This is a genomic window from Nitratireductor indicus C115, from assembly GCF_000300515.1.
GTDB classification, from domain to species: domain Bacteria; phylum Pseudomonadota; class Alphaproteobacteria; order Rhizobiales; family Rhizobiaceae; genus Nitratireductor; species Nitratireductor indicus.
Map to the genome: position 1 here is coordinate 20,524 of NZ_AMSI01000007.1, position 24,469 is coordinate 44,992.

24 protein-coding genes are annotated in these 24,469 nt (G+C 60.4%); 10 read left to right on the forward strand and 14 right to left on the reverse strand.

Features of this window, described 5'->3' with window-relative positions; all coding sequences use genetic code 11:
* Positions 1–2: 2 nt before the first annotated feature.
* From NA8A_RS11350 to NA8A_RS11365, 4 genes are all read right to left on the reverse strand, one after another.
* Positions 3–896, reverse strand: coding sequence for an ABC transporter permease (locus NA8A_RS11350; protein ID WP_009450419.1), 894 nt, complete (start codon positions 894–896; stop codon positions 3–5).
* Positions 893–1,837 (reverse strand): ABC transporter permease, encoded by a 945-nt coding sequence (locus NA8A_RS11355; protein WP_009450420.1) that lies wholly within the window; start codon positions 1,835–1,837, stop codon positions 893–895. The genes NA8A_RS11350 and NA8A_RS11355 overlap by 4 nt, the downstream gene beginning before the upstream one ends.
* A 61-nt stretch (positions 1,838–1,898) precedes the next feature.
* The gene (locus NA8A_RS11360; protein WP_157174141.1) at positions 1,899–3,476 is read right to left on the reverse strand and encodes an ABC transporter substrate-binding protein; all 1,578 of its coding nucleotides are present in this window, start codon (positions 3,474–3,476) and stop codon (positions 1,899–1,901) included.
* Positions 3,477–3,577: 101 nt separating this feature from the next.
* Positions 3,578–4,258: an RraA family protein gene (locus NA8A_RS11365; protein ID WP_009450422.1), complete on the reverse strand. Its 681-nt coding sequence runs from the start codon at positions 4,256–4,258 to the stop codon at positions 3,578–3,580.
* A gap of 130 nt (positions 4,259–4,388) precedes the next feature.
* On the opposite strand from NA8A_RS11365, the gene NA8A_RS11370 reads away from it, so the two are divergent.
* The 3 genes from NA8A_RS11370 to NA8A_RS11380 all read left to right on the forward strand — a co-directional run bounded on the left by NA8A_RS11370 (position 4,389) and on the right by NA8A_RS11380 (position 7,324).
* Positions 4,389–5,123, forward strand: coding sequence for an SDR family oxidoreductase (locus tag NA8A_RS11370; protein WP_040672446.1), 735 nt, complete (start codon positions 4,389–4,391; stop codon positions 5,121–5,123).
* A 17-nt stretch (positions 5,124–5,140) separates the two neighbouring features.
* On the forward strand, positions 5,141–5,986 hold the full coding sequence (locus NA8A_RS11375) for a fumarylacetoacetate hydrolase family protein (protein WP_009450425.1): 846 nt from the start codon (positions 5,141–5,143) through the stop codon (positions 5,984–5,986).
* 345 nt (positions 5,987–6,331) lie between these two features.
* Positions 6,332–7,324 (forward strand): SLAC1 family transporter, encoded by a 993-nt coding sequence (locus NA8A_RS11380; RefSeq protein WP_009450426.1) that lies wholly within the window; start codon positions 6,332–6,334, stop codon positions 7,322–7,324.
* 195 nt (positions 7,325–7,519) lie between these two features.
* Here the strand turns inward: NA8A_RS11380 and NA8A_RS11385 are convergent, their stop codons facing one another.
* Together NA8A_RS11385 and NA8A_RS25105 are read right to left on the reverse strand one after the other, a co-directional pair.
* A complete protein-coding gene (locus NA8A_RS11385; RefSeq protein ID WP_040672501.1) occupies positions 7,520–8,476 on the reverse strand; it encodes a GlxA family transcriptional regulator in 957 nt (318 codons plus the stop codon).
* Positions 8,477–8,627: 151 nt separating this feature from the next.
* Positions 8,628–8,864, reverse strand: coding sequence for a hypothetical protein (locus NA8A_RS25105; protein WP_143088037.1), 237 nt, complete (start codon positions 8,862–8,864; stop codon positions 8,628–8,630).
* Between the two features lie 221 nt (positions 8,865–9,085).
* Here NA8A_RS25105 and NA8A_RS11390 point away from each other — a divergent pair, with 221 nt between their 5' ends.
* The 7 genes from NA8A_RS11390 (at position 9,086) to NA8A_RS11420 (ending at position 16,843) form a co-directional block, all read left to right on the forward strand.
* The gene (locus NA8A_RS11390; RefSeq protein WP_081581947.1) at positions 9,086–10,111 is read left to right on the forward strand and encodes an ABC transporter substrate-binding protein; all 1,026 of its coding nucleotides are present in this window, start codon (positions 9,086–9,088) and stop codon (positions 10,109–10,111) included.
* A 78-nt stretch (positions 10,112–10,189) separates the two neighbouring features.
* Positions 10,190–11,701, forward strand: coding sequence for a sugar ABC transporter ATP-binding protein (locus tag NA8A_RS11395; RefSeq protein WP_009450429.1), 1,512 nt, complete (start codon positions 10,190–10,192; stop codon positions 11,699–11,701).
* A complete protein-coding gene (locus NA8A_RS11400; RefSeq protein WP_009450430.1) occupies positions 11,698–12,648 on the forward strand; it encodes an ABC transporter permease in 951 nt (316 codons plus the stop codon). Before NA8A_RS11395 ends, NA8A_RS11400 begins: the two co-directional genes overlap by 4 nt.
* Positions 12,645–13,601: an ABC transporter permease gene (locus tag NA8A_RS11405; RefSeq protein ID WP_009450431.1), complete on the forward strand. Its 957-nt coding sequence runs from the start codon at positions 12,645–12,647 to the stop codon at positions 13,599–13,601. Before NA8A_RS11400 ends, NA8A_RS11405 begins: the two co-directional genes overlap by 4 nt.
* On the forward strand, positions 13,598–14,632 hold the full coding sequence (locus tag NA8A_RS11410; protein WP_009450432.1) for a LacI family DNA-binding transcriptional regulator: 1,035 nt from the start codon (positions 13,598–13,600) through the stop codon (positions 14,630–14,632). Before NA8A_RS11405 ends, NA8A_RS11410 begins: the two co-directional genes overlap by 4 nt.
* Entirely contained in the window at positions 14,629–15,873 is a 1,245-nt protein-coding gene (locus NA8A_RS11415) for a Gfo/Idh/MocA family protein (protein WP_009450433.1), read from the forward strand. The genes NA8A_RS11410 and NA8A_RS11415 overlap by 4 nt, the downstream gene beginning before the upstream one ends.
* Before the next feature lie 61 nt (positions 15,874–15,934).
* Positions 15,935–16,843, forward strand: coding sequence for a carbohydrate kinase family protein (locus NA8A_RS11420; RefSeq protein WP_009450434.1), 909 nt, complete (start codon positions 15,935–15,937; stop codon positions 16,841–16,843).
* Between the two features lie 82 nt (positions 16,844–16,925).
* Here the strand turns inward: NA8A_RS11420 and NA8A_RS11425 are convergent, their stop codons facing one another.
* The 8 genes from NA8A_RS11425 to NA8A_RS11460 form a co-directional block, all read right to left on the reverse strand.
* Positions 16,926–18,230, reverse strand: coding sequence for a solute carrier family 23 protein (locus NA8A_RS11425; RefSeq protein WP_009450435.1), 1,305 nt, complete (start codon positions 18,228–18,230; stop codon positions 16,926–16,928).
* Positions 18,227–18,880 (reverse strand): isochorismatase family protein, encoded by a 654-nt coding sequence (locus NA8A_RS11430; protein WP_009450436.1) that lies wholly within the window; start codon positions 18,878–18,880, stop codon positions 18,227–18,229. The genes NA8A_RS11425 and NA8A_RS11430 overlap by 4 nt, the downstream gene beginning before the upstream one ends.
* Positions 18,881–18,932: 52 nt before the next feature.
* Positions 18,933–19,964 carry a 2,5-dihydroxypyridine 5,6-dioxygenase NicX family protein gene (locus NA8A_RS11435; protein ID WP_009450438.1) on the reverse strand — a complete coding sequence of 344 codons (1,032 nt, stop codon included), beginning with the start codon at positions 19,962–19,964 and terminating at the stop codon, positions 18,933–18,935.
* A 27-nt stretch (positions 19,965–19,991) separates the two neighbouring features.
* Positions 19,992–20,771, reverse strand: a complete 780-nt coding sequence (locus NA8A_RS11440; RefSeq protein WP_009450439.1) for an alpha/beta fold hydrolase — start codon at positions 20,769–20,771, stop codon at positions 19,992–19,994.
* Between the two features lie 10 nt (positions 20,772–20,781).
* On the reverse strand, positions 20,782–21,531 hold the full coding sequence (locus tag NA8A_RS11445) for a maleate cis-trans isomerase family protein (RefSeq protein ID WP_009450440.1): 750 nt from the start codon (positions 21,529–21,531) through the stop codon (positions 20,782–20,784).
* A gap of 106 nt (positions 21,532–21,637) precedes the next feature.
* The gene (locus tag NA8A_RS11450) at positions 21,638–22,309 is read right to left on the reverse strand and encodes a TetR/AcrR family transcriptional regulator (RefSeq protein WP_009450441.1); all 672 of its coding nucleotides are present in this window, start codon (positions 22,307–22,309) and stop codon (positions 21,638–21,640) included.
* 100 nt (positions 22,310–22,409) lie between these two features.
* Positions 22,410–23,525, reverse strand: a complete 1,116-nt coding sequence (locus NA8A_RS11455) for a COG3904 family protein (protein ID WP_240532782.1) — start codon at positions 23,523–23,525, stop codon at positions 22,410–22,412.
* Between the two features lie 253 nt (positions 23,526–23,778).
* On the reverse strand, positions 23,779–24,459 hold the full coding sequence (locus NA8A_RS11460; protein ID WP_177203393.1) for a hypothetical protein: 681 nt from the start codon (positions 24,457–24,459) through the stop codon (positions 23,779–23,781).
* Positions 24,460–24,469 lie beyond the last annotated feature (10 nt).

Below are 24,469 nucleotides of genomic sequence, written 5' to 3' on the forward strand. Positions count from 1 at the left end.
CGTCAGTGTTCCATCTTCACGCGAGGGTCGAGAACATCCCGCAAACCGTCGCCCAGAAGGTTCAGGCCAAGCACCGTGATCGCGATGGCCATGCCGGGAATGACCGTCATCCAGGGAGCCTCGCGGATATAGCTGCGGCCTTCGGAGATCATGATGCCCCAGCTGGGATCGGTGGGGGCTGCCCCAAGCCCCAGAAAGCTGAGCACTGCTTCCGAGAGGATCGCATAGGCGAAGACGAAGCTGAGCTGCACCACAAGGGGCGCCATGCAGTTGGGCAGGATATGGCGTCGTAATATATGGAAGTCGCCGGCGCCCGCAGCCCGCGCCGCATTGACGAATTCGAGTTCGTTCACCTGCAGGACGGAAGCGCGCAGGATGCGCGCCGTGCGCGGAATATAGACGACTGCCAGCGAGATCACCGCCGTCATTGCGGAGGCGCCCATCGCCGCGGCAATGCCGATGGCAAGCAGCACCGAGGGAAAGGCCATGAGGGCATCCGAAAGACGCATGAGAATGCCGTCGAGACGCCGGAAATAGCCCGCAAGCGCCCCAAGGAGCACGCCGAACACCGCATTAAGCAGAACGACGCCCAGACCGATGGCAAGGCTCAGGCGCGCGCCCCACGCCACGCGGCTGAAAAGGTCGCGGCCGAGATTGTCAGTGCCCAGCAGGAATTCGAACGATGGCGGCTGGAACCGGGAACGAATGGCCATCTTGTTCGGATCGACGGGTGAAATGACCGGTGCGAGGACAGCGATGACCGTCACGAACAGGCATAGCCACAGGCCGATCATGAAGGAGCGGTGGCGGATGAGGCGGCGCACGCGCCGTCCCTCGAAGAACCGGCTCAAAAAAGACGGCTCGCTCCGGCTGTCGTTCATTTCGAGACTGCTCATTGGACGCGCACCCTCGGATCGAGCCAGGCATAGAGCACATCGACAACGATGTTCAGCATGAGAAGAACTGCTGCCACGAAGATAAGCCCCCCCTGAATCATGGGATAGTCGCGGCCGAGGATCGCATTGCCCAGAAGCGCGCCGATCCCCGGCACCGCGAAGATGGTTTCCACGATGACCGACCCCGAAAGAAGGACCGATAGGATCATGCCGAGCACGGTCACGACGGGGATCAGCACATTGCTCATCGCATGCTTGATGATCACCCGTGGCTCGCTCGCCCCCTTGGCGCGGGCTGTGCGGATATAATCCTGGCCAAGCACTTCCAGCATGGTGGAGCGCGTCAGGCGGGCAAGCAGGCCGATCTGCATCATGGCGAGCGAGAGAGCCGGCATGGTTGCCGCCAGGAACCAGCCCACCGGGTCTTCGAAGAAGGGCACATAACCCCCGGTCGGCAGCCAGCCGAGATGCACCGAAAACAGGACGATCATTACGAGTCCCAGCCAGAAATTGGGGACGGAAACCCCGATCAGCGCAAAGGTCATCGCCACCTGATCGATCCAGCGATTGTGTTTCATCGCCGCGATGACGCCGATGGAAAGCCCGAGGATGACCGTCAGGACGAGCGAATAAAGCGCCAGCGATATGCTGATGGGCGAACGCTCCAGGACCACCTTCAGAACCGGCTCTCCCAGGATGATCGAGTAGCCGAGGTCGCCTTGAAACAGGTTTCCGTAAAAGATCATGATCTGCGACAGAAGGGATTTGTCGAGCCCCAGCGTCTGCCGCAGTTTGATGAGCTCGTCGGGCGTGGCGTTGGGGCCCGCCAGAACGGCGGCGGGATCCCCGGGCACCAGCTGCATGATCCCGAAGGAGATCAGGCTGACGAGCAGAAGAATCGGCACGGCCTGGGCTATGCGCCTCAGCGTGTAAGCAAGCATGTGACCTCCAAACGATTCCGTGCCGGTTCATGCATGACGGAACATGGGTCGGAAAGGCTGGCTATTCGGCCAGCCAGACATTCGAGACCCGCGTGTTGAAGAATGGCACATAGCCCTTCACATTGGCACGCGTCGCCTGGTTCTTCGGCGTCACGCCGAAGGGAATTGCCATCACCTGCTCGAACACCCGCTCCTGCGCCTTGGCGAAAGCGGTCTTGCGTTCTTCCAGATCCGGGCTCGTGCTCAAAATCTGGAATTCCTTCATGAACTCGGCGTCGGACTTGTTGTCCTTCGGCTTGTGCACATTGGACGGATCGGCAAGGTTACGCAGCGACTGCGCGCCGCCCTGTGCGGTAACCGTGATCCAGCCGGTATAGAAGAAGTTCCAGCCTTTCGTCTCGTTCACGCTCATGCCAAGCGCGGTCGGCCAGTCCAGAACCACCAGCTCGGCATTGATGCCCACGGCTTTCAACTGTTCCGACATGACGACGGCGGCCGTGTAGAGGCGGGGAATATCCCGTGTCGTCAGAAGCTTGACCGGCTCGCCATTGTAACCGGCCTCCTCGAGCAGGGCCTTGGCCTTTTCCGGGTCGTTCTGATTGTAATACTGGCTGCCGGCCTCCGAATAATAGGTTTGGCCGGGAAACTGGAACGACGGGTTGAGGCTATAGGAGCCATCGCTCATGGCATCCATGATTTCATCGAGGTTCATGGCCGCCTGTATCGCCTGGCGCACCTTCAGATTATCCGTCGGTGGCTCCGAAAGGTTCGGATAGGTGAGCCACAGGGCGGCATGCTTGAGCTGCGTCTGGACGATGTCCTTGTTGCCGGCAAGGCGCTCCTTGGAGAGCGTCGGCACATCCTCGACGATATCCACCTCGCCCGTTTCGAGCGCCGCGAGGCGAGCTCCGGGTTCTGCAAGCGTGCGGAACGTGACGGTATCGACGCAGGCCTGCTTGCGGCCGGCAAAGCCCGACATGCCTTCAAGCGTCTCATTGGGCTTGTAGCCTTCATAGCGCTTCAGCTTCACATGACTGTCGGCCACGAATTCTTCGAGCTGAAACGGTCCGGTGCCAATGGGTTCGAGCCGGGTGGCCTCCGCGCTCGCCTGTTCCGAAGGAACGATGACGATGGGAACGGTCGACGCCGAAATGCTCTCCAGGAAGCTCGCCTGCGGCTCCTTGAGAATGATGGTGAAAGTGGCTTCGTCCGGCGTCTCCCAATGATCGACACTGCCAAGCGCGGAACGATCCACGCCGATACGGCTGTAGCGGTCGAAGGAGGCAGCCACATCCGCCGAGGTCAGCGGCTTGCCATTGTGGAACTTCACGCCGGGGCGAAGCTTGAAGGTGTAGGTCAGCTTGTCGTCGCTGACGTCGAGAGAGGCCGCGAGATCGAGGATGGGCGCCATGTTCTCGTCGCGCGTCATCAGCGTCTCGAAGATATTCATGGCGACATTGCGCGTCGCGTTCGCCGCATTCACATGCTGGTCAAGCGTGCCGAGCTTGGCCTCCATACCCAGCACCAGATCGCCACCCACATGACCGCAGAGTTCAGCATAAGCCGGGCCCGCAGCGACCGCCATTGCGCCGGCGACCAGCAGGCCGCGCAACCGGTTTTTCGAGTTTCTGTGCGTCATTTCACTGTACCCCTCTATTTTTCTTGGCGTCATTCCCCGAGGGCGCGATTTCGAGCCGCGCCCGAGGGTTTCGCTTTATGGCAAGTGCGAGTCAGGACGACTTACAGGATGCCATATTTCGCGAACACGGTTGCGAGGCGTTCCCCCGCCTCGAGATCAGCCAGCGTGTTGCGCTCGCCGCGCAGGCGTTCCTGCGCGACCTCGAGAACTCTGGCCTCTATTTCCTGCGGAACGACGATGACGCCGTCAGCGTCGCCGAAGACGAGATCGCCGCTATTGACCTTCACGCCGGAACATTCGATGCCGACGTCAAGCGCCGCGACCTTGCCGCGCCCCTTGCAATCCAGCGGCGCAATGCCCCCGTGGAAAACGGGAAAGCCCGCGGCGAGGATTTCACGCGTATCACGCACCAGGCCGTCCATGACTGCCCCTGCCGAACCACGGAACTTTGCCGCCGTGCTCAAAAGCCCACCCCATGGGGCCATGCGCCCCGAGGTTCCGCATGCAAAAACCGGAATCTCATCTGCCTTCAGATCGTCCACGAGCTTGATCTCGAGCTCATAGGGGTTTTCACCCGGCGCAGGACGTTCATAGACATCCATGCAAAGCGCCGTACGCGCCCTTCCGACCATCACCAGGGAACTGTCGAGCGGCCGGATCGTGTGGTGCATGGCCTGGTTCATGTAACCGAGATCATCCAGGACATCTGAGAGAAGAGCAGTGAAGAAGCGCTCCCTGAGTTCGATCAGGGTCGGTTGCGGTTCGGTTTCCAGGGTGGCCATCGGTGCGGTCGCCTTCGTGGTGATTGTATGCTTGAATTGCGCTAGGTTTATCGTTAAATCATATGCGAAGGCTGCGCCGAGTCAATAGCCAATTTCGACGGCCGCCCCTCAAGACGATGAAGGATGGAAAATGGGTTCACTCACTGGAATGACCGCCCTCGTCACCGCAGCGGGACAGGGAATAGGCTTTGCAAGCGCCCACGCCCTGGCCGAAGCCGGTGCAACGGTTCACGCCACGGACATCAATGAAGAAAGCCTCTCGGCGTTGGCCCGGCAGACAGGCTCCATAGAACCGCACCTGCTCGATGTCCGCGACATGAATGCCATCGCCGCGCTGGTTTCGGAGATCGGCAGGATCGACATTCTCTTCAATTGCGCCGGCATCGTTCACAACGGAACCGTGATCGAGGCGAGCGACGAAGATATCGACCTTGCCATGGACCTCAACGTCAAGGCGATGATCCGCACCATCAAGGCCGTGCTCCCCGGCATGCTGGACCGGGGTAATGGCAGCATCATCAACATGGCTTCAGTCGTATCGAGCGTGAAGGGTGCACCCAATCGATGCGTCTACGGCCTCACCAAGGCCGCGGTGATCGGGCTCACCAAATCCGTCGCCGCAGACTATGTGGGCAGCGGAATTCGCTGCAATGCGATTTGCCCAGGCACCGTGGACAGCCCGTCGCTGCGCCAGCGGCTTGAAGCGACCGGCGACTACGAAGCCGCCCGCAAGGCCTTCGTGGGCCGCCAACAGATGGGGCGGCTGGGGACTGCCGAGGAAATCGCCGATCTCGTCGTGCATCTGGCCGGGGCCACCTACACCACCGGCCAGGCCTATGTCATCGACGGCGGCTGGACGATCTGAAACCATAGGAAAACACGATGAAACTAGTACGCTTTGGCGCAGCCGGTGCCGAAAAGCCCGGCCTTATCGACGGCGATGGCGATCTGCGCGATCTCTCCAACCATATCGCGGACATTGCCGGTGAAACGCTCTCGCCCGAAGGGCTCGCGGCTCTGGCAGCACTCAATGCATCCTCCCTGCCCCGCATCGCGGAAAAACAGCGGCTCGGCCCCTGTGTCGCAGGCACGGGAAAATTCATCTGCATCGGGCTGAATTACAGCGATCACGCGCGCGAAGCCGGCTTGCCCGTACCCACGGAGCCGATCGTTTTCATGAAGGCCACCAGCGCGATCTGCGGTCCCGATGACGATCTCGTCATCCCGCGGGGCTCCACCAAGACCGATTGGGAAGTGGAACTCGGCATCGTCATAGGCAAGACCGCAAAGCATGTGAGCAAGGAAGACGCACTCGAGCATGTGGCCGGCTACTGCGTCCTTCACGATGTTTCCGAACGCGCTTTCCAGAATGAGCGCCAAGGACAATGGACCAAGGGGAAATCCTGCGACACCTTCGGCCCGACCGGCCCCTGGCTCGTGACCCGCGAAGAGGTTGCCGACCCTCAGAACCTTTCCATGTGGCTGAAGGTGAATGGCGAGACGATGCAGTCCGGCTCCACCCGGACGATGGTGTTCGGGGTTGCGGAGCTTGTCAGCTACCTCTCCGATTTCATGTCCCTGCATCCGGGCGATATCATCTCGACCGGCACGCCGCCGGGCGTCGGCATGGGCCTCTCCCCCCAGCGCTATCTCAAGGCCGGCGATGTGGTGGAACTCGGCATTGAAGGCCTTGGCCAGCAAAGACAGCTTTGCATATCGTCCAGCTGACGGTCTGCGCCGAACACCCGATGCCCCAATGATATCCAGGCGCATCGACTTCGCCCTGCAGAACCACAGGGGCTGACGCTCCTTCCGTGTATCCAAGGCCCGCTCTTCGAAAGAAGAGCGGGCTTTTCCGTTTGCGCTTCCGGCATGCTGCAAATGACCTCATCCGGCGCATTCGCACGCCTCACTCACCGGCCAGAAATGTCGGTTGTTTGTCTTGTTTTACGGGTGCGGCCACGTTGCGGCACCTGCATCTTTTGCCGTTAAATTCAAATAATTCCAAAAGCAAATGAAAGAGAAACCGAGATCAAATCGGTCGGTGATGCTGTCGAACAAGGACTGCGAATAGTGTTCAAGAAACTTCCAATTATCCCTGCTTCCTTCTTCGCGATGACACTAGGATTTGCAGAGACCGGAAATGCCTGGCGAAACGCGACCGCCGCGTTGAATGCTCCGGGCATTGTCGGAGAAATCTTCCAGGTTCTGGCTGTCTTATCGTTTTTTGTCTGGGGAGGTCTTTTCCTCAACAAATGGATTTCCCAGACCGCTGCTGCTCGCGAAGAGTTTCGCGATCCGATCCAGGCTTCGTTCATCGCGCTCATCCCTGAATCGATTATCCTGATTTCACTGGCCTTGCACCCCTATAATCACCCCGTCGCCCTTGCGGCATTCTGGCTCGGCTCCGCGACCAATCTGCTCTACGGCGCCTATCGCCTGTCCAGAATGTGGGTCGAAAACCGCACGCCTGAGCAGACCACGCCCAACCTGTTCCTGATCTACGCGGCCAGCGTCCTGGTGAATGCCATTGCAGCGGGCGTGTTTGGCTACATCCTCTACGGATGGGTGCTCTTCGGCATCGGGGCGATTTCCTGGCTGGTTCTCGACTCCGTGATCAAACAGCAGCTCGTGACGGGCATGCTGCCTGCCAAGACGCGCAATTTCATGGGCATCTACATGGCACCCCCCGTCGTCGCGCTCGTCGCGTATCAGGTCCTCTCGGGCAACCAGGCTTCGATCCCCGTCATCTACATACTTCTCGGATACTCGCTGTTCATCACAGTGACGGTGATCATGTCCTTCCGTTGGTTGCGGGAACAGCCTTTTGCACCGGGATACTGGGCCTACACCTTCGGTATCTCGACACTGGCGCAAGGTCTCCTGATCCTGGCTGAGACGGAAAAACACCCCACCATCCAGTTCCTGGCAGTGGGAACCCTTGCCCTGGCAACCGCTCTTCTCGGTTTCGTATTGCTCGCCACCCTGCAGGCACTTGCAAGCAACACCTATTTCCCTCCGCGCCCGGCTTCGGCTCCGGCAGCAGAACCAGGCCCCGCGGGATAAGACAAACATTCAAGGGCTCTTGGGAAACATCAAAGCAACGAGCAATACGCCGAACCTGTTGGAGAGGCCCGCATCCTCGTCATCGAAAAGGAAGGCTCAATCTGATTGCTCTCCCGACGGCGAATATCACGCCGCCTCCCGAGCCCGGGCAAGGCCTCTGAAAAGGGGTCTTGCCCGGAATTCAGGAAGAGCCCGTCAGGAACCGAAACTGCTCCTGTATTGGATCGGCGTCACACCAAATCGGGTCTTGAAGGCTCGGGAGAGTTTCTCCACCGTACCGAACCCGCTTTCATGGGCAACGACCTTCAAGGGAAGTTTCGTATTGGCAAGAACCTCCCTCGCGGTATCGAGCCGCGCTCTGCGGATATATTCGATGGGCGTGATGCCCATTTCATCCTGCACGAGACGGCTCAAATGCCGAAAGCTGATCCCCAGCGCACGTGCCAGGGCCGCGTTCGACAATTCGTCGCGAATATTCCGTTCCACATGGGTCTTGAACCGCTCGATCTTCTCATTGCCGCTCTTGGAGACCACCAGGCTCGGACTGTATTGCAGTTGACCGCCCAGACGATGCGCAACGACGATGAGTTTGCGCGCCACCGCGAGCGAAATGCCCGAACCGAAATCCTGCTGGACAAGGGCAAGCGCCAGATCGATGCCCGCCGTCACGCCGGCGGAGGTGATGAGCGGTTCGTCATAAATGAACAGGGGATCAGGATCGATCGACACACTGGGGAATTTTTTTGCAAGAAGAGGTGCGGCTTGCCAATGCGTGGTCGCCTTTTTTCCGTTGAGAAGACCGGCTGCACCCAGATAGAAAGCGCCCGTGCAAATCGAGCCGTAACGCCGCACATGCAAAGCCTGCTCACATAAATACGAAACAAGACGCTTGTCGGGTTGCGAGGTCGGAACATCCGGCCCACCGACCACGAGTATCGTTTCATACTGGTCCCCAGCCGCACCGACACAAATATCGGGAACAAGCTGCATGCCATTGGACGCCTGAAGAATGTCAGGGGTCGGACCGATAACCACAATCTCATAGCGATCGTCGGCGGGAACGAGCCCGTTCGCTTCGGCAAAAACATCAAGGGGACCGGCCAGATCGAGCGCCTGAAAATTCGGAAAAACGAGAAACGCGATACGTCTCACCGGCTTCCTCCAGGCATGGGTTTCAACTGCCATATGTCTCTTCGGAGGAGAATTTCCCAATAATTCGAGCAGCCGAAACTGGAGAAGACATGCTTCATTTTAAATAATCGATTTAAATAAAATAAAGATAGACGAATAATATTACTCGATTTCAACTTTGAAAATTCCGCCACAAAAACATCAATTTATAATTATCAGCGCTGAAATAACTATACAATGCTCGCGGACACAAAATTTCGGCAAGCGCCCGCGACAATCCAGCCGTCTCCATCCCCGCGCACCTGACGGTTCCACGCTTATCGGCAATCGGCTTTTCTGCATATTCAGCATGGCTTTCCAGTTCAACGTTTTCTCCGCTTAGGCCTTGGTCACGGCTCACAACCGGCACGCAGATTTCCCACGCCGCACTCTGCTTCCCCTGTTATTCTCTGCTCAAAGGACGTGCCTATCGCGTGAAAGATGGGTGAAGACAAGCTGACCTGCCTTCCCGGCAGGCGCATGCTCGCTTCCCATGTCGACATGGCTTACCTCGAAATTCCTTCACAACGCCGTATTGAAATCGATTTCATTGTATGGTTCCATTTCAGAACCAACTTGGGAGGAAGCCTCGTGAAGAAACTTGCAGCACTTGCCATGTCCACGGTTGCGGCAATCGCCGTGACCGCCTTTTCCGCCAATGCGGAAGATTTCAAGATCGGCCTGTCCAACGGCTGGGTCGGCTCCGAATGGCGCACCCAGATGATCGAGGAGGCCCAGGCGGCCGCAGCGGCCTGGAAAGACAAGGGCGTAAATGTCGAGGTTGTGGTGCAGAGCGCCAATGTCGACGTGCCGGGCCAGATCGCTCATGTTCGCAATTTCATCAATGAAGGCGTCGATGCCATCATCATCAATCCCAACAGCCCGACCGCCTTCGACCCTGTCTTCGCGCAAGCCAAGGAAGCCGGCATTCTGGTGATCTCCACCGATGCCGAGGTTTCTTCGCCCGATGCCGTCTATGTGGGCATCGACCAGAAGGCATGGGGTGCCGCAGGTGCCGAATGGCTCGCCAAGGCGCTCGACGGCAAAGGCAATGTGGTCGCCATCAACGGTGTTGCCGGTCATCCGGCCAACGAGATGCGCGTCGCCGGCTATCGCGAGGTCTTCGCAAACTATCCCGACATCAAGGTCGTCAACGAAGTCAACGCCAACTGGGACCAGGCGCAAGGCCAGCAGGCCATGCAGAACCTGCTCGCCACCTATCCCGACATCAAGGGCGTCTGGGTTCAGGACGGCATGGCGGCTGGCGCGTGGAAATCCATCATCGATGCGGGCAAGACTGGCGATATCGCTGCAACCGGCGAAATCCGCAAGGACTTCATCGACCTTTGGGTGAAGGACAAGCTGAATTCCGGCGCGTCGGTGAACCCTCCCGGCGTCATGGCCTCCGCGCTCAATGTCGCCGTACTGATGCTTCAGGGCAAGGAACTGAAGGAGCCCGCCACGGCCGGCCAGTACAAGAACGCCATGTACCTGCCGATCCCCTTCATCGATTCTTCCAATCTGGATGAGGCTGTGAAGCAGGTCGAAGGCAAGCCCGGCTATTATTCCTACACCAGCCAGCTTTCCATCGAAGACGCAGAAGCACTCTTCAAATAAGATTTCCCGAAGCAGAATTTCCCGGCGGCGGCAAAGCATCGCGCTGACGCCGCCGGTTTCCTCGGGAAGGAGCATTCCATGTCGAAGCTGGTTCTTCGCGACGTAAGCAAGACTTACGGCGCAACGGTGGCTCTCAGCCATGGCGACCTCACGCTCGAGGCGGGCGAGGTGCATGTGCTGATCGGCTCCAACGGTTCAGGCAAAAGCACGCTCTGCAAGATTGTGGCAGGCAGCGTCCGCCCGGATTCCGGCCGTGTTGAAATTGACGGCAAACCCGTCGCCATATCCGGCCCGCAGGCCGCCAGAACGCTTGGCATCGGCATATTCTATCAGGAACTCAGCCTCGCCGCCCGCCGCACGGTTGAGGAGAATATCTGCCTGTCCGACCTTCCGATGAAGGCCGGATTGTTTATCGACCGGGCGACCCTTTCAGATCGCGCCGCGCGCTACATTGCCCTGTTCGATGGGGTGACGGGCGAAGGCTTTGCCGCCGATGCGCCGGTCGATACGCTGCGCGCCGATCAGCGCCAGCTTGTCGAAATCATGAAAACCCTTGCAAGCGAAGCCCCGATCCTGATCTTCGACGAGCCCACTTCCGCGCTCGATCGGGCACAGGTGGACCGGTTCTTCGAAATATTGCGCGGACTGAAAAACGACAGCAGAACCATCGTCTTCATTTCCCACCGCATGGACGAGATATTCGCCATCGGCGACCGTGTGACAATCATTCGCGACGGCAGAACCATCTCATCCATGGCCATTGCCGACACCCAGCCACCTGCCCTCATCCGCCTGATGGTTGGCGAGAAGGAGGAACTGGCTTCCGCCAGCGCCCCTGCTCCCGCACCCGATGCCGGCAAAACCGCACTGGCGGTGTCCGGGCTGTCAGGCCCTGGCTTCGCAAATGTGGGTTTCGACCTGAAACATGGTGAAATCCTGGGTTTCGGAGGCCTTCACGGCCAGGGTCAATCGGCGGCTCTGCGCGCGCTTTTCGGTGCAAATCCATATGTTTCCGGGACTGTCTCACTGGCCGGGCATCCGGTGCGAATTGCAACCCCCGCCGAGGCAATCCGTCAAGGCTTCGCCTATGTGTCGGGCGACCGCAGACGCGATGGTGTCATCACGGGCCGCTCCATTCTGGAAAACGTCACGCCGATCCATTTCCTGCGCCGACGCCTTGCACTGGTGCGACCGGGCGCGCTGCGCAAGGCGGCCGAACCTGCCATTTCAGCCATGAAAACCCGCTTCGCCGGCTTTTCCCATCCCATCGATTCCCTGTCGGGCGGCAACCAGCAGAAAGTGGTCATCGCCCGCTGGCTGATCGACAGGCCGGACATCCTGCTTCTCGACGATCCCACCAAGGGTATAGACCTCTCCGCCAAGGCCGATCTCTTTGCTCTGATCCGAGAGCTTGCCGCGCACGGCATGGCGATCATCCTCTATTCCTCGGAGGATGCGGAGCTTCTGGCCAATGCCGACCGCATTCTCGTCTTCAACGGCGGCAGGCCTGTCCGCGAGCTCACCGGCGAGGACCGCACCCGCTACAATCTCTACCAGGCCGCCTACGAAGCTGCCTTTGGGGCCGCATGATGGCACGCATTCTTGCCCGTTATCCGTTTCTGCCGGCACTTGTCATCGCGCTCGTGCTGCTCGCTTTGAACGGCCTCTACCAGCCGCGCAGCGTCAGCCTGATCGGCCTGACCGGTCTAACCAAGACCTATCTGGCGCTGATGCTGCTTGCCATCGCGCAGACCTATGTCGTCTATGCGGGCGACATCGACCTTTCCGTGGGCGCCATCGTTTCGCTGGTGAATGTGGTTCTCGTCGTGCTGATGGAGCGATGGGGCGGAGGTGGAGTGTCCATTTTCGCGGCCATGGCCGCCGGGCTTTTGGTCGGCCTTGCCTGCGGGCTCATCAACGGTCTCGTCGTCGCCGCTCTGCGTCTTCAGGCGATCGTCGCCACTTTCGCCACATCGATCTTCTTCACCGGCGTCGCTCTCTGGGTCCTGCCGGTGGCCGGCCTACCCGCGCCAACCGCCTTCTGGCGCACCTATGGCGGTCGCTTCTTCGAGGTGCCCTTCGTCTTCTATGCGGTTCTCTTGCTTGCCCTTGTTCTCTACCTCATGGCGCGGCTACGGCTCACCACCCAGCTTCTGGCCGTCGGTGACGACGCGCAATCGGCCTTCCAGAGCGGCCTTCCCGTCACCGCGATCCGCATCAAGGGTTATGCGCTATGCGGTTTGTTCGCGGCGCTCGCCGCCTTCTGCATCACCGGCGACACAGCAAGCGGCGATCCGCTGGTGGGCGGCAAGATGACCCTGTTTTCGGTCGCGGCCGTGGTTCTTGGCGGTGCGGCGCTGTCCGGCGGCTTCGGCACAGTGGTCGGCTCTGTCTTCGGCGCACTCATTATCGGCCTCATCAATTCATTGGTCTATTTCGTGGGCACCCCGTCCGAGTGGCAAAACCTCGTTCAGGGTCTGGCGATCCTGATTGCCCTCATGGCCGGCATTCTCGTGGGACGGAGGACAAGGCGATGAACGGCATTCCGCCCCTTTTCCGGCAGCCGCTTGCCATCGCGCTTCTTTTGATCGCAGTCCTTCTTGTCCTCGGCGAACAGCTGAGCCCGGGCTTCGCCTCGATGCAGCAGATTCTGCGGCTCCTCATCGTGGCTGCCCTGCTCGGCATCGTCGCCGCCGGCCAGAACCTCGTCATTCTGGGTGGACGTGAGGGTATCGACCTGTCGGTCGGCGGCATCATTTCCCTGTCGGCCATCATTGCCGGAAACCTGATGAACGGCGCTGATGCCGGCATTCCGCTCGCCATTGCCGGCTGCATCGTGGCCGGAGCGTTTTTCGGCCTGCTCAACGGACTGGGCGTCACGCTTCTACGCATCCCGCCTCTGGTCATGACGCTCGGCATGCTCGGCGTTCTGCAAGGACTGCTCGTGGTGATCCGCAACGGCATCCCCTCCGGGCGCGCTGCTCCTGTCCTGTCGCAATTCGTCACCCAACCCGTCCTCTTCGGCCTGCCTGGCATCATATGGCTCTGGATCGCCGTAGGCCTTCTGATGGCGTTCCTCTTGCGGCGTACGGTGTTCGGCCAGCGCATCTACGCGATAGGCTCCAATGAACACGCCGCGATCATGGCCGGCGTTCCGGCAGCGAGGATCCGCATCCTGCTGTTTGTCCTCTCCGGCGTCTTTGCTGCCATCGCAGGCATCTGCCTGCTCGGCTATTCGGGTTCCTCCTTCGCCAATGTCGGTGAGCAATACATGCTGCCCTCCATCATCGCCGTGGTGTTCGGCGGCACCTCGCTTGCCGGCGGCAAGGGCGGCTACACCGGCACCATGGCCGGGGCGGTCATGCTGGTGGTGCTCCAAAGCATCCTGACCACCATCAACATCGAGGAATCGGGACGCCAGATGATCTTCGGCGCCACCCTTCTCGTGCTGATGTTGTTTTATGGCCGAGGAAGGGCCATGCGCACATGAACTCCCGTCAGCCCAAGATGAAGGACATCGCCCAAAGGCTGGGCGTCTCGCCCGCCACGGTTTCGCGCGCTCTGTCGGGCACCGGCCTTGTGGCCGAGCCGACGCTCTCGCGCATATTGGAAGCAGCCGACGCCCTGGATTACAGGCCGAATGTCAGCGCCCGCAATCTGCGCCGGCAATGTTCCATGACCGTGCTGATGGTGGTGCGCGACATCGGCAACCCCTTCTATCTGGAAGTTCTGAAGGGCGCAGAAGCGGCAGCCCGTGAAGCTGGCTACTCGGTTCTCATGGGCAACACGGAAAACGACCCTGAACGCGAGGCCGACTACTTCAACATGCTGCGCGATGGCAATGCCGACGGCATGGTGCTCATGACGGGCAAACTGCCCTCGAGCCGTTTCAAACTCGACAAGCTGCCTGTCGTGGTCGCACTGGAGCGCATAGAAGGCTCCGCCTTTCCCCATGTCGAGATCGACAATGCGGCGGCGGCCAGCGAAGCCGTGCATCACCTCCTGTCGCTTGGCCATCGCCGCATCGCGCACATTGCCGGCCCCAGGGGCGAGCCTATGGCCGAGGCGCGCCACAAGGGCTATGAGCAGGCCATGCGCAAAGCCGGGCTGGAAATTCCCCCAGGCTATGAGCAGCAGGGCGATTATCTTCTCCAGGGCGGGCGCGACGGTTGCCGCGCGCTCCTCTCCCTTGTGGACAGGCCGAGCGCCATCTTCTGCGCCAACGATGAAATGGCCTTCGGTGCGATCCACGAATTGCGCCGCAGCGGCCTCGATGTGCCCCGCGATGTCTCCGTCGTCGGCTTCGACGATATTTATCTGAGCCAGGCGATGTTCCCCCCGCTCACCACGGTAAGCCAGCCGCGCGCGGATATCGGGCGCAAGGCCATGACCGTCCTTCTCGACATCATCGCCGGCGGCAAGCCCGCCGACATGCGTGTGATGATGCCAACAACGCTGATGCTGCGCGAAAGCACGGCGCCCCAACAAGAAATCGAAACGCCACGAGGAAATGAGATATGACCAAACAGACGAGGCAGAGGCTGCGCATCGGGTTTGTCGGCACCGGCTTCATCGCGCATTTTCACCTGAAGTCGATGGTCGGCGTGCGCAATGTGGATGTGACCGGCGTCTACAGCCGCAGCGCCGACAATCGCCAGCGCTTCGTGGATGCCGTCACTGAACTCGGCATGGGCGACTGCCGCAGCTATGAAACGCTGGAAGCCATGCTGCAGGCCGACGATATCGACGCGATCTGGGTTCTGTCGCCCAATCACACACGCCTCGACATCATGCGCACCATCCATGCGGAGGTGAAGGCCGGGCGCTCCAAGGTGTTTGCGATTGCCTGCGAAAAGCCCCTTGCCCGGACAGTTTCTGAAGCACGCGAAATGCTGCATCTGGCAGAGGATGCCGGCCTTAACCACGGCTATCTTGAAAACCAGGTCTTCGCCACGCCCGTCTTGCGCGGCAAGGAAATCGTGTGGCGCCGGGCCGCCTCCACCACCGGCCGCCCCTATCTGGCCCGTGCCGCCGAGGAGCATTCCGGTCCGCATGAACCCTGGTTCTGGCAGGGCGACAAGCAGGGTGGTGGCGTTCTCTCCGACATGATGTGCCATTCGGTCGAGGTCGCCCGCCACCTTCTGACGGCGCCCGGCGCGGCGCGCAACTCGCTCAAGGTCAAATCAGTCAACGGCACCGTAGCCAATCTGAAATGGACGCGGCCTGCTTATGCCGATCAACTGCGCGAGCGCTTCGGCAAGGAAGTCGACTATCGCAATCGCCCGTCCGAGGATTTCGCCCGCGGCGTGGTGGCACTGGAAGATGAGGACGGCAACGAGCTGATGATCGAGGCCACCACCTCCTGGGCCTATGTGGGTGCGGGATTGCGCATACAGCTTGAGCTACTCGGCCCAGAATATGCGATGGAGTTCAATTCGCTCGCCACTGGCCTGAAGATTTTCATGTCGCGCGCCGTCACGGGCGACGAGGGCGAGGACCTTGTGGAGAAGCAGAATGCCGAACAGGGCCTGATGCCGGTTCTCGAAGACGAGGCCGGGGTCTATGGCTATACGGACGAGAACCGCCACATGGTCGAGTGCTTCCGCAAGGGCGAGACGCCGCTCGAGACCTTCCATGACGGGCTTGCCGTCGTCGAGATCCTGATGGGCCTCTACCGGTCTGCGGAGACGGGAGAGACCGTCCGCTTCCCCGCTCCCGAACTGGAAGACTACGTGCCTGTGGTCGCTCGCAAATCAGCCTGACCCGATACCGGACGGGCCTGACCTTCGTGAAGGTGCAGGCCGTCCCTTGAATGGGCATTCCATGCACCCATCGCCTGCAATCCTCGTCCTGGGCAACGCCAATGTCGATCTCGTCCTGGGCGAGATCGATGGCTGGCCGGTGGTCGGCACGGAAATCATGGTGGAACGCAGCGAGATGCGCCCCGGCGGCTCTGCCGGTAACAGCGCCCTTGCGCTGACAGGCCTGGACGTCGACCATCTGTTCATCGCCTCCACCGGAAACGACCCGAATGGAGCCTGGCTGCGTGATGCCTTCAGCAAAAATCACAGCCTCTGGATCGTCGACGACTGCCCTACAACGCTCACCGTCGGCATCGTTCACAAGGGCGGCGACCGGGCTTTCTTCACCACGCCCGGCCATCTCGACATGGCGCGCGTCGAAGACCTTGTTGCACGCCTGCCCGATGCCCCCTCCGGCCCCGCCTTTGCACTTGTGTCCGGCGGGTTCCTGATGCCGGGCTTGCGCGCGGGTACCAGTAAACTCCTCGACGCCCTTCACGCAAAAGGCTGGCAAACCGCAATCGATCCGGGCTGGCCACCCGAAGGTTGGCAACAGCCCACCATGCGCCTCGTCAAGGAATGGCTCGATCAAGCCGACATCGCGCTCCTGAACGAGGTCGAGGCTGCCGCCATCACCGGCGAGGGCGACCCCGACGCAGCCGCAGCCGCGCTTACCCAGGGCAAGGCTTCATCGCATATGATTGTCATCAAGCAGGGCGCAGCCGGTGCCTCTGCCTATGCGAATGGCCAGCGATTTCATGCATCCGCCCCTTCCGTTCGGGTCATCGACACGGTGGGGGCCGGAGATACGTTCAACGCCGGTTTTCTGGCAGCCCTTGCACGGGGTGAGGACCTTTCGCAAGCGCTTACGCGCGGCGTCACGGCTGCCTCTCGTGCGGTCTCCACATCGCCCAGGCGCTATAGGGATTAGCGATTGCCGGGACACGCCGCAGGCAAACCAGCGGCGTATAGAGGAATGGCCCCTTGAAGGGGCCATTCTGAAGTTCCGATCGTCAATGGATGACAGGTTTGCCCTGCGCTTCTCTCCCGCGCCCGATACTCAGCACCTGATAGACGATGAGTGCGGCGAAAGTGGCCGTTCCGATACCGCCGAGTGCGAAACTGCCAATATTGAGCGTGAAATTCCCTGAACCGAAGACCAGCGTGATACCGACGGTGAACAGATTGCGCGGCTCCGAGAAATCGACACGATTATCGACCCAGAGCCTGATCATCGCCGCAGCGATAAGGCCGAAGACGGCCACGGCCAGACCACCCAGAACCGGCGCTGGAATGGTACGCAGCAACGCACCGAACTTCGGCGAAAATCCAAGCCCGATCGCCACAAGCGCAGCGATAACGAAGACGAGGGTGGAGAAGACCCGCGTCACCGCCATCACGCCCATGTTTTCCACATAGGTGGTCACGCCCGTTCCGCCGCCCGACCCCGAAACCATCGTGGCGATGCCGTCGCCAAGAAAGCCCCTGCCGATAAAGCGGTCCATGTTCTGGCCGGTCATTGCGCCGATAGCCTTGATGTGGCCGAGGTTCTCCGCGACCAGGATCAGCGCCACCGGCGCGATCAGCACCATCGCTTCGGGAACGAATTCGGGGCTGCGGAATGCGGGCATGCCGAACCACGACGCCTGAGAAAGCTCCGAAAAATCCACCGGAGGCAGGAGCCCCATACCGTTACCCATCACGAGAACCGCCACATAGCCGATAGCGATGCCGACCAGGATCGATACACGCCTCAGCGCCAGCGGACCGAAGGTGGAAATCACCGCGACAGAGAACAGCGTCAGCAACGCCACGATCACATGAGGTCCGGTGCCCTGCGTTCCCTGCACGGCCACGGGCGCAAGATTGAGCCCGATGGCCGCCCCGATGGCACCCGTGACGGCCGGCGGCATCAGCCGCTCGATCCAGCCGGTTCCGGTAACCATCACCACGACGCCGATCAGGGCATAGAGCGCACCGGCGGCGATGATACCGCCAAGGGCCGGCCCGATATCCGGGTTGGGACCAGTCCCTGCATAGCCTGTCACGGCAATCACCACGGCAATGAAGGAGAAGGACGATCCAAGGTAACTCGGCACCCGTCCTGCCGTGCAGATGAAGAAGATCAGCGTGCCAATGCCCGAAAACAGGATCGCCAGATTGGGATCGAACCCCATCAGCAACGGCCCGAGGATCGTCGAACCCGACATGGCCACAAGATGCTGTATGCCCATCGGAACGGTCGCCGCCCATGGCAGTCGCTGCTCGGGCAGGACCGTCTCGCTGCGGGCCACCGGCCAGCGTGGAAAATAACTCATGATCTACCCCCCTGGGCCTCGGTCTTGCCGGCAAGCCCGCCTAACCATTGCAACACATCCGCGGCATCGGTTACGTCCGCATATTTTTGATCCATGTCGTAGAGATTTGCCTCGTGCGGCGCTGCCGCGCGGTCGGCACAACAATCACGCGGAACGAGCACGTTGAAGCCCGATTGCACCGCATCGACGACACTTGCCCGCACACAGCCCGAAGTTGTCGCGCCGGTGACGATGAGTGTGTCCACCCCTGCCCCCGTCAGCAGTGCTGCAAGTCCGGTTCCGAAAAAGGCGGAAGCCCCTTTCTTGACGATCACCGCATCCGAGGGATCGGAACCGGTCGCCGCATCGATCTCCACCAGCCGCGATCCCTCGATGAGTGCTGCCATTCCAGCAGCCTTCCGGAGCCAGGGCAGTTTGTCGACCTCACCGGAGTGATAGGCAATCGTGGTGTAGACGACCGGAAACCCGGCAGCGCGTGCTGCATCGGTGATGCGCCGCGTCTGGGCGATCTCTGCCGTCATGTCCACTGCGGTGGGATAGGCCGTATCCGTGAAGCCATAGGTGAAGTCCACCACCAGAACAGCCGGTCTTCGTCCACGCGGAACGGCCTGGCCGAAGCCCGCCGCCGCATAGACCTTGTCTTGCGTCATTCTTGTTCCCCCTGAAAAAAGGCGGCCCCGAAAGAGCCGCCGTCCTGAAAAGTCAGTTGCGCTTCATCTGGATTTCCTTGACGACGATATCGCCGTCAACCACCACCGGTTCGTCATCCAGAAAAAGCGAGCAGCCCCGCATTGGGATGTCGAGGTGGCAGGCCGTATCGTTCGGGCCTCCCAGCTCATTGTTGGGACCGGTTGAGAACATCACATTCCCATAGAAGCTGCGCGGTTCCATGCCCATTCCTCCGGGAAATTCTCCCGGAACCATGCGATGCCACTTGGCCTGCGGGTTCATGCCCCAGCCGACATGGCTCATGCCCTTGCCGCGCTCATCCTTGAAGTCTGCCATATACGACTTCACCAGTTCCGCATCGAGCCCACCCCGGATGTCGGTGATCCAGCCCTTTTCGATGGTGTAGATGATCGGCTCGCGCACATAGATATTCTGCGGCAGCAGGATGTCCCCCGGCGCAACGACGATCTGCCCGTCGACGCCATCATCGTCCCCACCGGTAAAGACAAAGCCGGACGGCCAGTGATCCCAGCGCCCGGGCGTGTCGTTACAGGCATATTCCGCCATGGTGGGATAGGTGTTGAGCTTGTAGGTGACATCCGTGCCATGCGGCGAGGTGATCCGCATCACATTGGCCTTTTCCAGCATGGCGGCAGCGATCTCCACCTTTTCGCGCAGCTCGGGATAAGGCAGCATCCGGGCAAGAAGCTCGGGCGGCTCCACCGCCGTCAGAATACGCGTTCCGGCGGCCTGGATCGCAAACTGTTCCGGCGAGAACAGAAGGAACACGCAGTCGATCAGCATGTCGCAATTCTTCAAGGCCTCGACGGCATCCGGCAGCGCTGCAAGGCCGGTTACCCCGACATTCCAGCCTCCGGTTGGCAGAGGGGCCGGCAGGCGCATGTGATACATTCTCGCACCGAGCCTTTGTCCCGCCGCCATGAAGGCGTCGGCATAGTCGAGGCGGTCGCTGCCCTGTGTCAGCACGACGAGCTTCTCGCCCTCGTGAACACCGGACATCTTGAGCTGATGCAGGCAGATTTCGGTGAAACTCGCATGATCCATCGGATCGCTCCCATTTTGGTCTGTCGTTCAGTCGGCTCGGAAATCCATGACGGCTGCAAGAAAACCCTCCAGGTCATCCCAGGGGATCATGTGGCCTGCGCCGTCCACGCGGCGCGTTTCGAGATGAGGCATCAGCTCACGGACCTCCGCCTCATCCTCGGGCAGCACCACCGTGGCGCCGCCGGCAATCACCAGCCGCGTCGGCAACGTGATTTTGGGCATGTCGGCGTGAATGTCATCCGTTGCAAAACCATCGAAGGCGATGCGGATGGCACCCCATTGGCAGGTGTGCAGCCATTCGGCGCGCAGCGCCACCTGCTCGTCTGTCCAGGTCGGGCAAAAGGCCCGCATCTCCTCAATGCCGCACCCCTTCTGGGCAAGCCGGATCGAATCTCCATACCAGGCCCAGTTGGCGGGGTAAGGCCGCCTGTTCGGTCCCGACATGGGCGGATCGACGAGAACGAGGCCACCGATCGGGCCGGAATTGCGAGCGGCGGCACGGATCGCAATCCGAGCCCCCATGGAATGACCGAGAAGAATGGGGTTCTCCATACCTTCGGCCAGGGCAATCGCATCGTCCGCCATCGCATCGAGCGTATAATCGAGATCGCCAGCCTCGCTCAGGCCGCGCCCGCGCACGTCGAGCACATGCACGTCGAAACGCTCCGAAAGCCGCTCGGCCACAAACCCCCAGGTGATTGCGGGCGAGGTGATACCGGGAATGAGCAGCATGGCTGGCCCCTTCCCCGGATAATGAAGCAGATGCTGGCGGATGCCATTGGCATGAACGTTGTAACCGCGTGTCATCTGAGCCCCCTCAATAAGCGCCGGAAAGCAGCGTGCCGCCGCCCGGGACCCTGGTCTCCACCCCCAGCGCACGCAGCATCTGCCATGTGGTGGCGATGGCGGCGGTGACGACGGGCTTTCCCGTTCGTGCTTCAACCATCGGCACGGCCGGAAGAGAAGGCATCTGCACACAGGCAGACAGCACAACCGCATCCACATCGTCGGTCTTCATTCCGGAAACAATCTCCGGCAGCTTCATCGGATCATGCGCCGCAACGGCGAGATTGTCGGAAATCTCCAGGGCCCGCCAATCGCTGACCTCGATGCCCTCGTTGCGGATATACTCCACCACCATTTCGGTGAGCGGCTTCATATAGGGAGCGACCACCGCCACGCGCTGTGCGCCCATGGCCCGCAACCCCTCGATAAGGGCACCGGCAGATGTCACCACAGGCGCAGGCGCGCCGTTGTCGACCGACACCTGATGCAGACGCGGTCCCGAGACACAGTGATATCCATGCCCCATCGACATGATGGCGACGAGGCAGGCATAGCCCATCACATCCACACGCGCATCGCTCAGCTCCAGGGCGCAGCGGTCGCTGTCGGCATCCATCGCCGCCAGCTCCTCCTTGGTCACATGCTTCATTCGCATGCGGGAGGAATGAAAGGTGAAGCGCTCGTCGCCCACGCTTTCGCGCGCCCGTAAAAGCGTTGGGATTTCGGTTTCCATCGTCACGTTCGAACTTGGAACGATCTGACCTACGCGGAAATGCCTCATGAAATTGGACCTCGGGTTGGAAAGCTGGCCCGAGGATAAATTACAATTCTGTATAATTACAAGCCTGAATAATTTTCTTCTTCCGCACAAAAGCCGGAACCACCTCTCAGGAGACCGGAGCGGCAAGCCCCGCAGCGAGAAAGGCGACAAGCGCGCGCAGCATGGACTCCCGATCGATTTCGCCGATTTGCCCATCTGTGAGATCGTTGAGGCGGCCCAGATCGTTGAGCATAAAAAGATAGGTGCCCACGAGAAATGCCATACGCAGGCTGAGGATCGGACGGGGAACATCCGGCAACGCCTCCGACAGCGCCTGGATATAGCGCTTGACCGAGGCGTCATAGACCTCTCTGCGCAAACGCAGGGCATGCTCCTCCGGCTCCGCATGCAACCTCGCCTGCAGTTTCACGAATGCCGCACCGTTCGGACCGCTATGCTTCATATCCCACTGCGGACGCAGATAAGCCATAATGATTTCAGTGGCTTGAAGAGGTTTCCCACGGGCAAGAAGCTGATCGAGCTGCACATGCCGCGCGCCCGAGATCAACCCACCACGCCGACGAAAAACCTCGTCGAAGAGGTCTTCCTTGGTGCCGAAATAATAGCGGATGAGGGCCTGATTGACTCCCGCCGCTCCGGCGATGTCGCGCAGCTTCGTCCCCGCGAAACCGGCCTCCGCAAAGGCGATTTCCGCCTGATCGAGGATTGCATCGCGCATGTCCTCGCCATCCTTGGGACGGCCGGGCTTACGGCGGGTCTCGCTCGTGGGTATGCTCATGGGAGGCCTCTTCTGCAATCCTGGTCCCGGTTCTGGCAGCAGCCGGAAGAACCCGCAAGAGGCAAATATTATCTCTATGAATAATTAAATGGCGTCATTCTCACCGTCGCACCACTTCACCGTCCTCATGCACGATGCGCAGGCGATCGCTGAAATCGAGAATATAGGAGAACTCGGCCGTCCCGCTTGTCTCCTTCCCGCGCTCGGGGCTTGAGACATAATAATCGTAGGTCCCGATCACGGCGCAAATGGCCTTCTGACACTTTGCATGCAGGGACTCCTCGTGGACATTGAATTCGCGTCTGCTCCACCGCGAAAAATACGCTCTCTTGTCCTCAAGAATCTCGTCCTTCGAGACCTTCCGCTTAAAATACTCCACCTGGTCCGCGTAGAATTCGCGGGTGAACTCCATAGCCTTGTCTGCGGAGGCGCTACCTGCCTGAATGATCAGCACAGCAGCATTCACGGCCCGCTGCTCATCCGTCACCCGCTGCGGCTGCGCGGCAGCCGGCTGTTGCGGCGCGGGCGGAGCCGCCCGTACCTGACGCTCCGGAGGATTGGTCGGGGAAGGCGCGGGAGCGGGGGCCGGCACCGGTTCGGCACGCGCAACATAAGCCTGCCCTGTCCGGTTGATCCCGTATTTGGTAATCTCGTGCGGAGAAAAGAAATACATATCGTCCGGTGGGGTTCGGAACATGATGCCCAGAACATCGGCAGCAACCCCATATTTGGGAAGGGTCGCAACGATATCGGAAACGCCGAACTGCGCCTGCGAGCCGTTCATCTCGGGCGCGGAAATCTGATGCACGCCCAGACGCCCTTCGGCGATGCGGTTCTTGCCCGCAAAAAACACGAAGGAGCAAGCGGACGCACAGAAACTGTCCTTTGGAATATAGGTGTCGAGCCCTCGCTCATAGATTTCCTCGGCGATCACCAGGCCGATATGGACCAGACCTCCGGGATTGTCCTTGAGAATAAGGGTCGTAATGGTTGGGTGTTCCCGAAGCGCTTTCTTGAGATTGAGCAGGTCATTGGCGCCGACCTGCCCGCTATAGATCAGCATCTGCGGTTGTTCGTAAATGAAGAAGAATGGCCCGTACTTGTCGAAGCCGTTGGTATTGGCCCGCCCGTCAAGCGGTGCCGCAAGCAGCGCGAGAAGCAGGAGTCCCGACGAAAACAGCCGTTTCTTCGCGAACTTAAAAAAACCTGACAACACTACCACCCTGGGATTTTCAAAACGATCCTGCTGCGGAATGATCTGCTCCGGCAGCGTATCCTGAATTCGGCGGCGGCAGAGTATAATCCCGGCATCGCCGCAGCCGGGACGCGGAGCAGACTTCCAGCTTGAGGCAAACATGTTCGGTCGGCACCGATCAATTGCGACGGATCGACTAGTACACCAGCACTAGGAATAGTGCTTTTCCGGGTGCCCTTCAGGGAGCCCCGTATTGCCCCCTCCCCGCGACGCCTTATTCTTCGGGAGAACAGAAATCGGTGACATCCGTGGAAAGCGCCGGCCAATCCTGGACTTCGATACGCTGCTCCTTGCGGCCTGCTTTACGCACGCTGCGCAATTCGTCGCTTCCCTCAACCGGCACATCGTAGCTCAGCTCCCATTTTCCGGACAAAAGGTTCCAGTCGCACGAACTGCCAGCACCCGATATCCGGTCCCAGCTATTTCTGGTAAAGCCCGCGACAAGAATGGCCCCGTTGCGCGCCGCCACCGTCAGCGTTTCCTCCCAGGGAGAGCGGCCGATTGCCGTCTGCATGGACTGGATCAACAAGCTGCCGTTGGATGCCCGTTCGAGATAGGGAGTTTGCCCTGACATCGGCCCGGAAAAGGCAATGCCGCGTACCGTAAACAGGATTTTGCCCGCTCGCTTGTCGGGCACACCCGCCATGATCGCCAGATCCGCCGATGGTTCATCCGGATTCGCCCCCGTCATCAGCACAGCGCGTTCCGCACCATTATATTCATCGAGCAGTTCTATCGAGACCGCCGAAAGAATGCGCGGCAGAACGGCTTTTTCTGCAGCTTCCGGCTCCGCCGTCAAACCCGGCTGGACCGGCCACAACATGGCTGCCAGAAACACGGCATTCATCACAGTGATCCCTTGCACATGGTGCAGTCGCGCAATTGGGTTTGACATATCGGTTCTC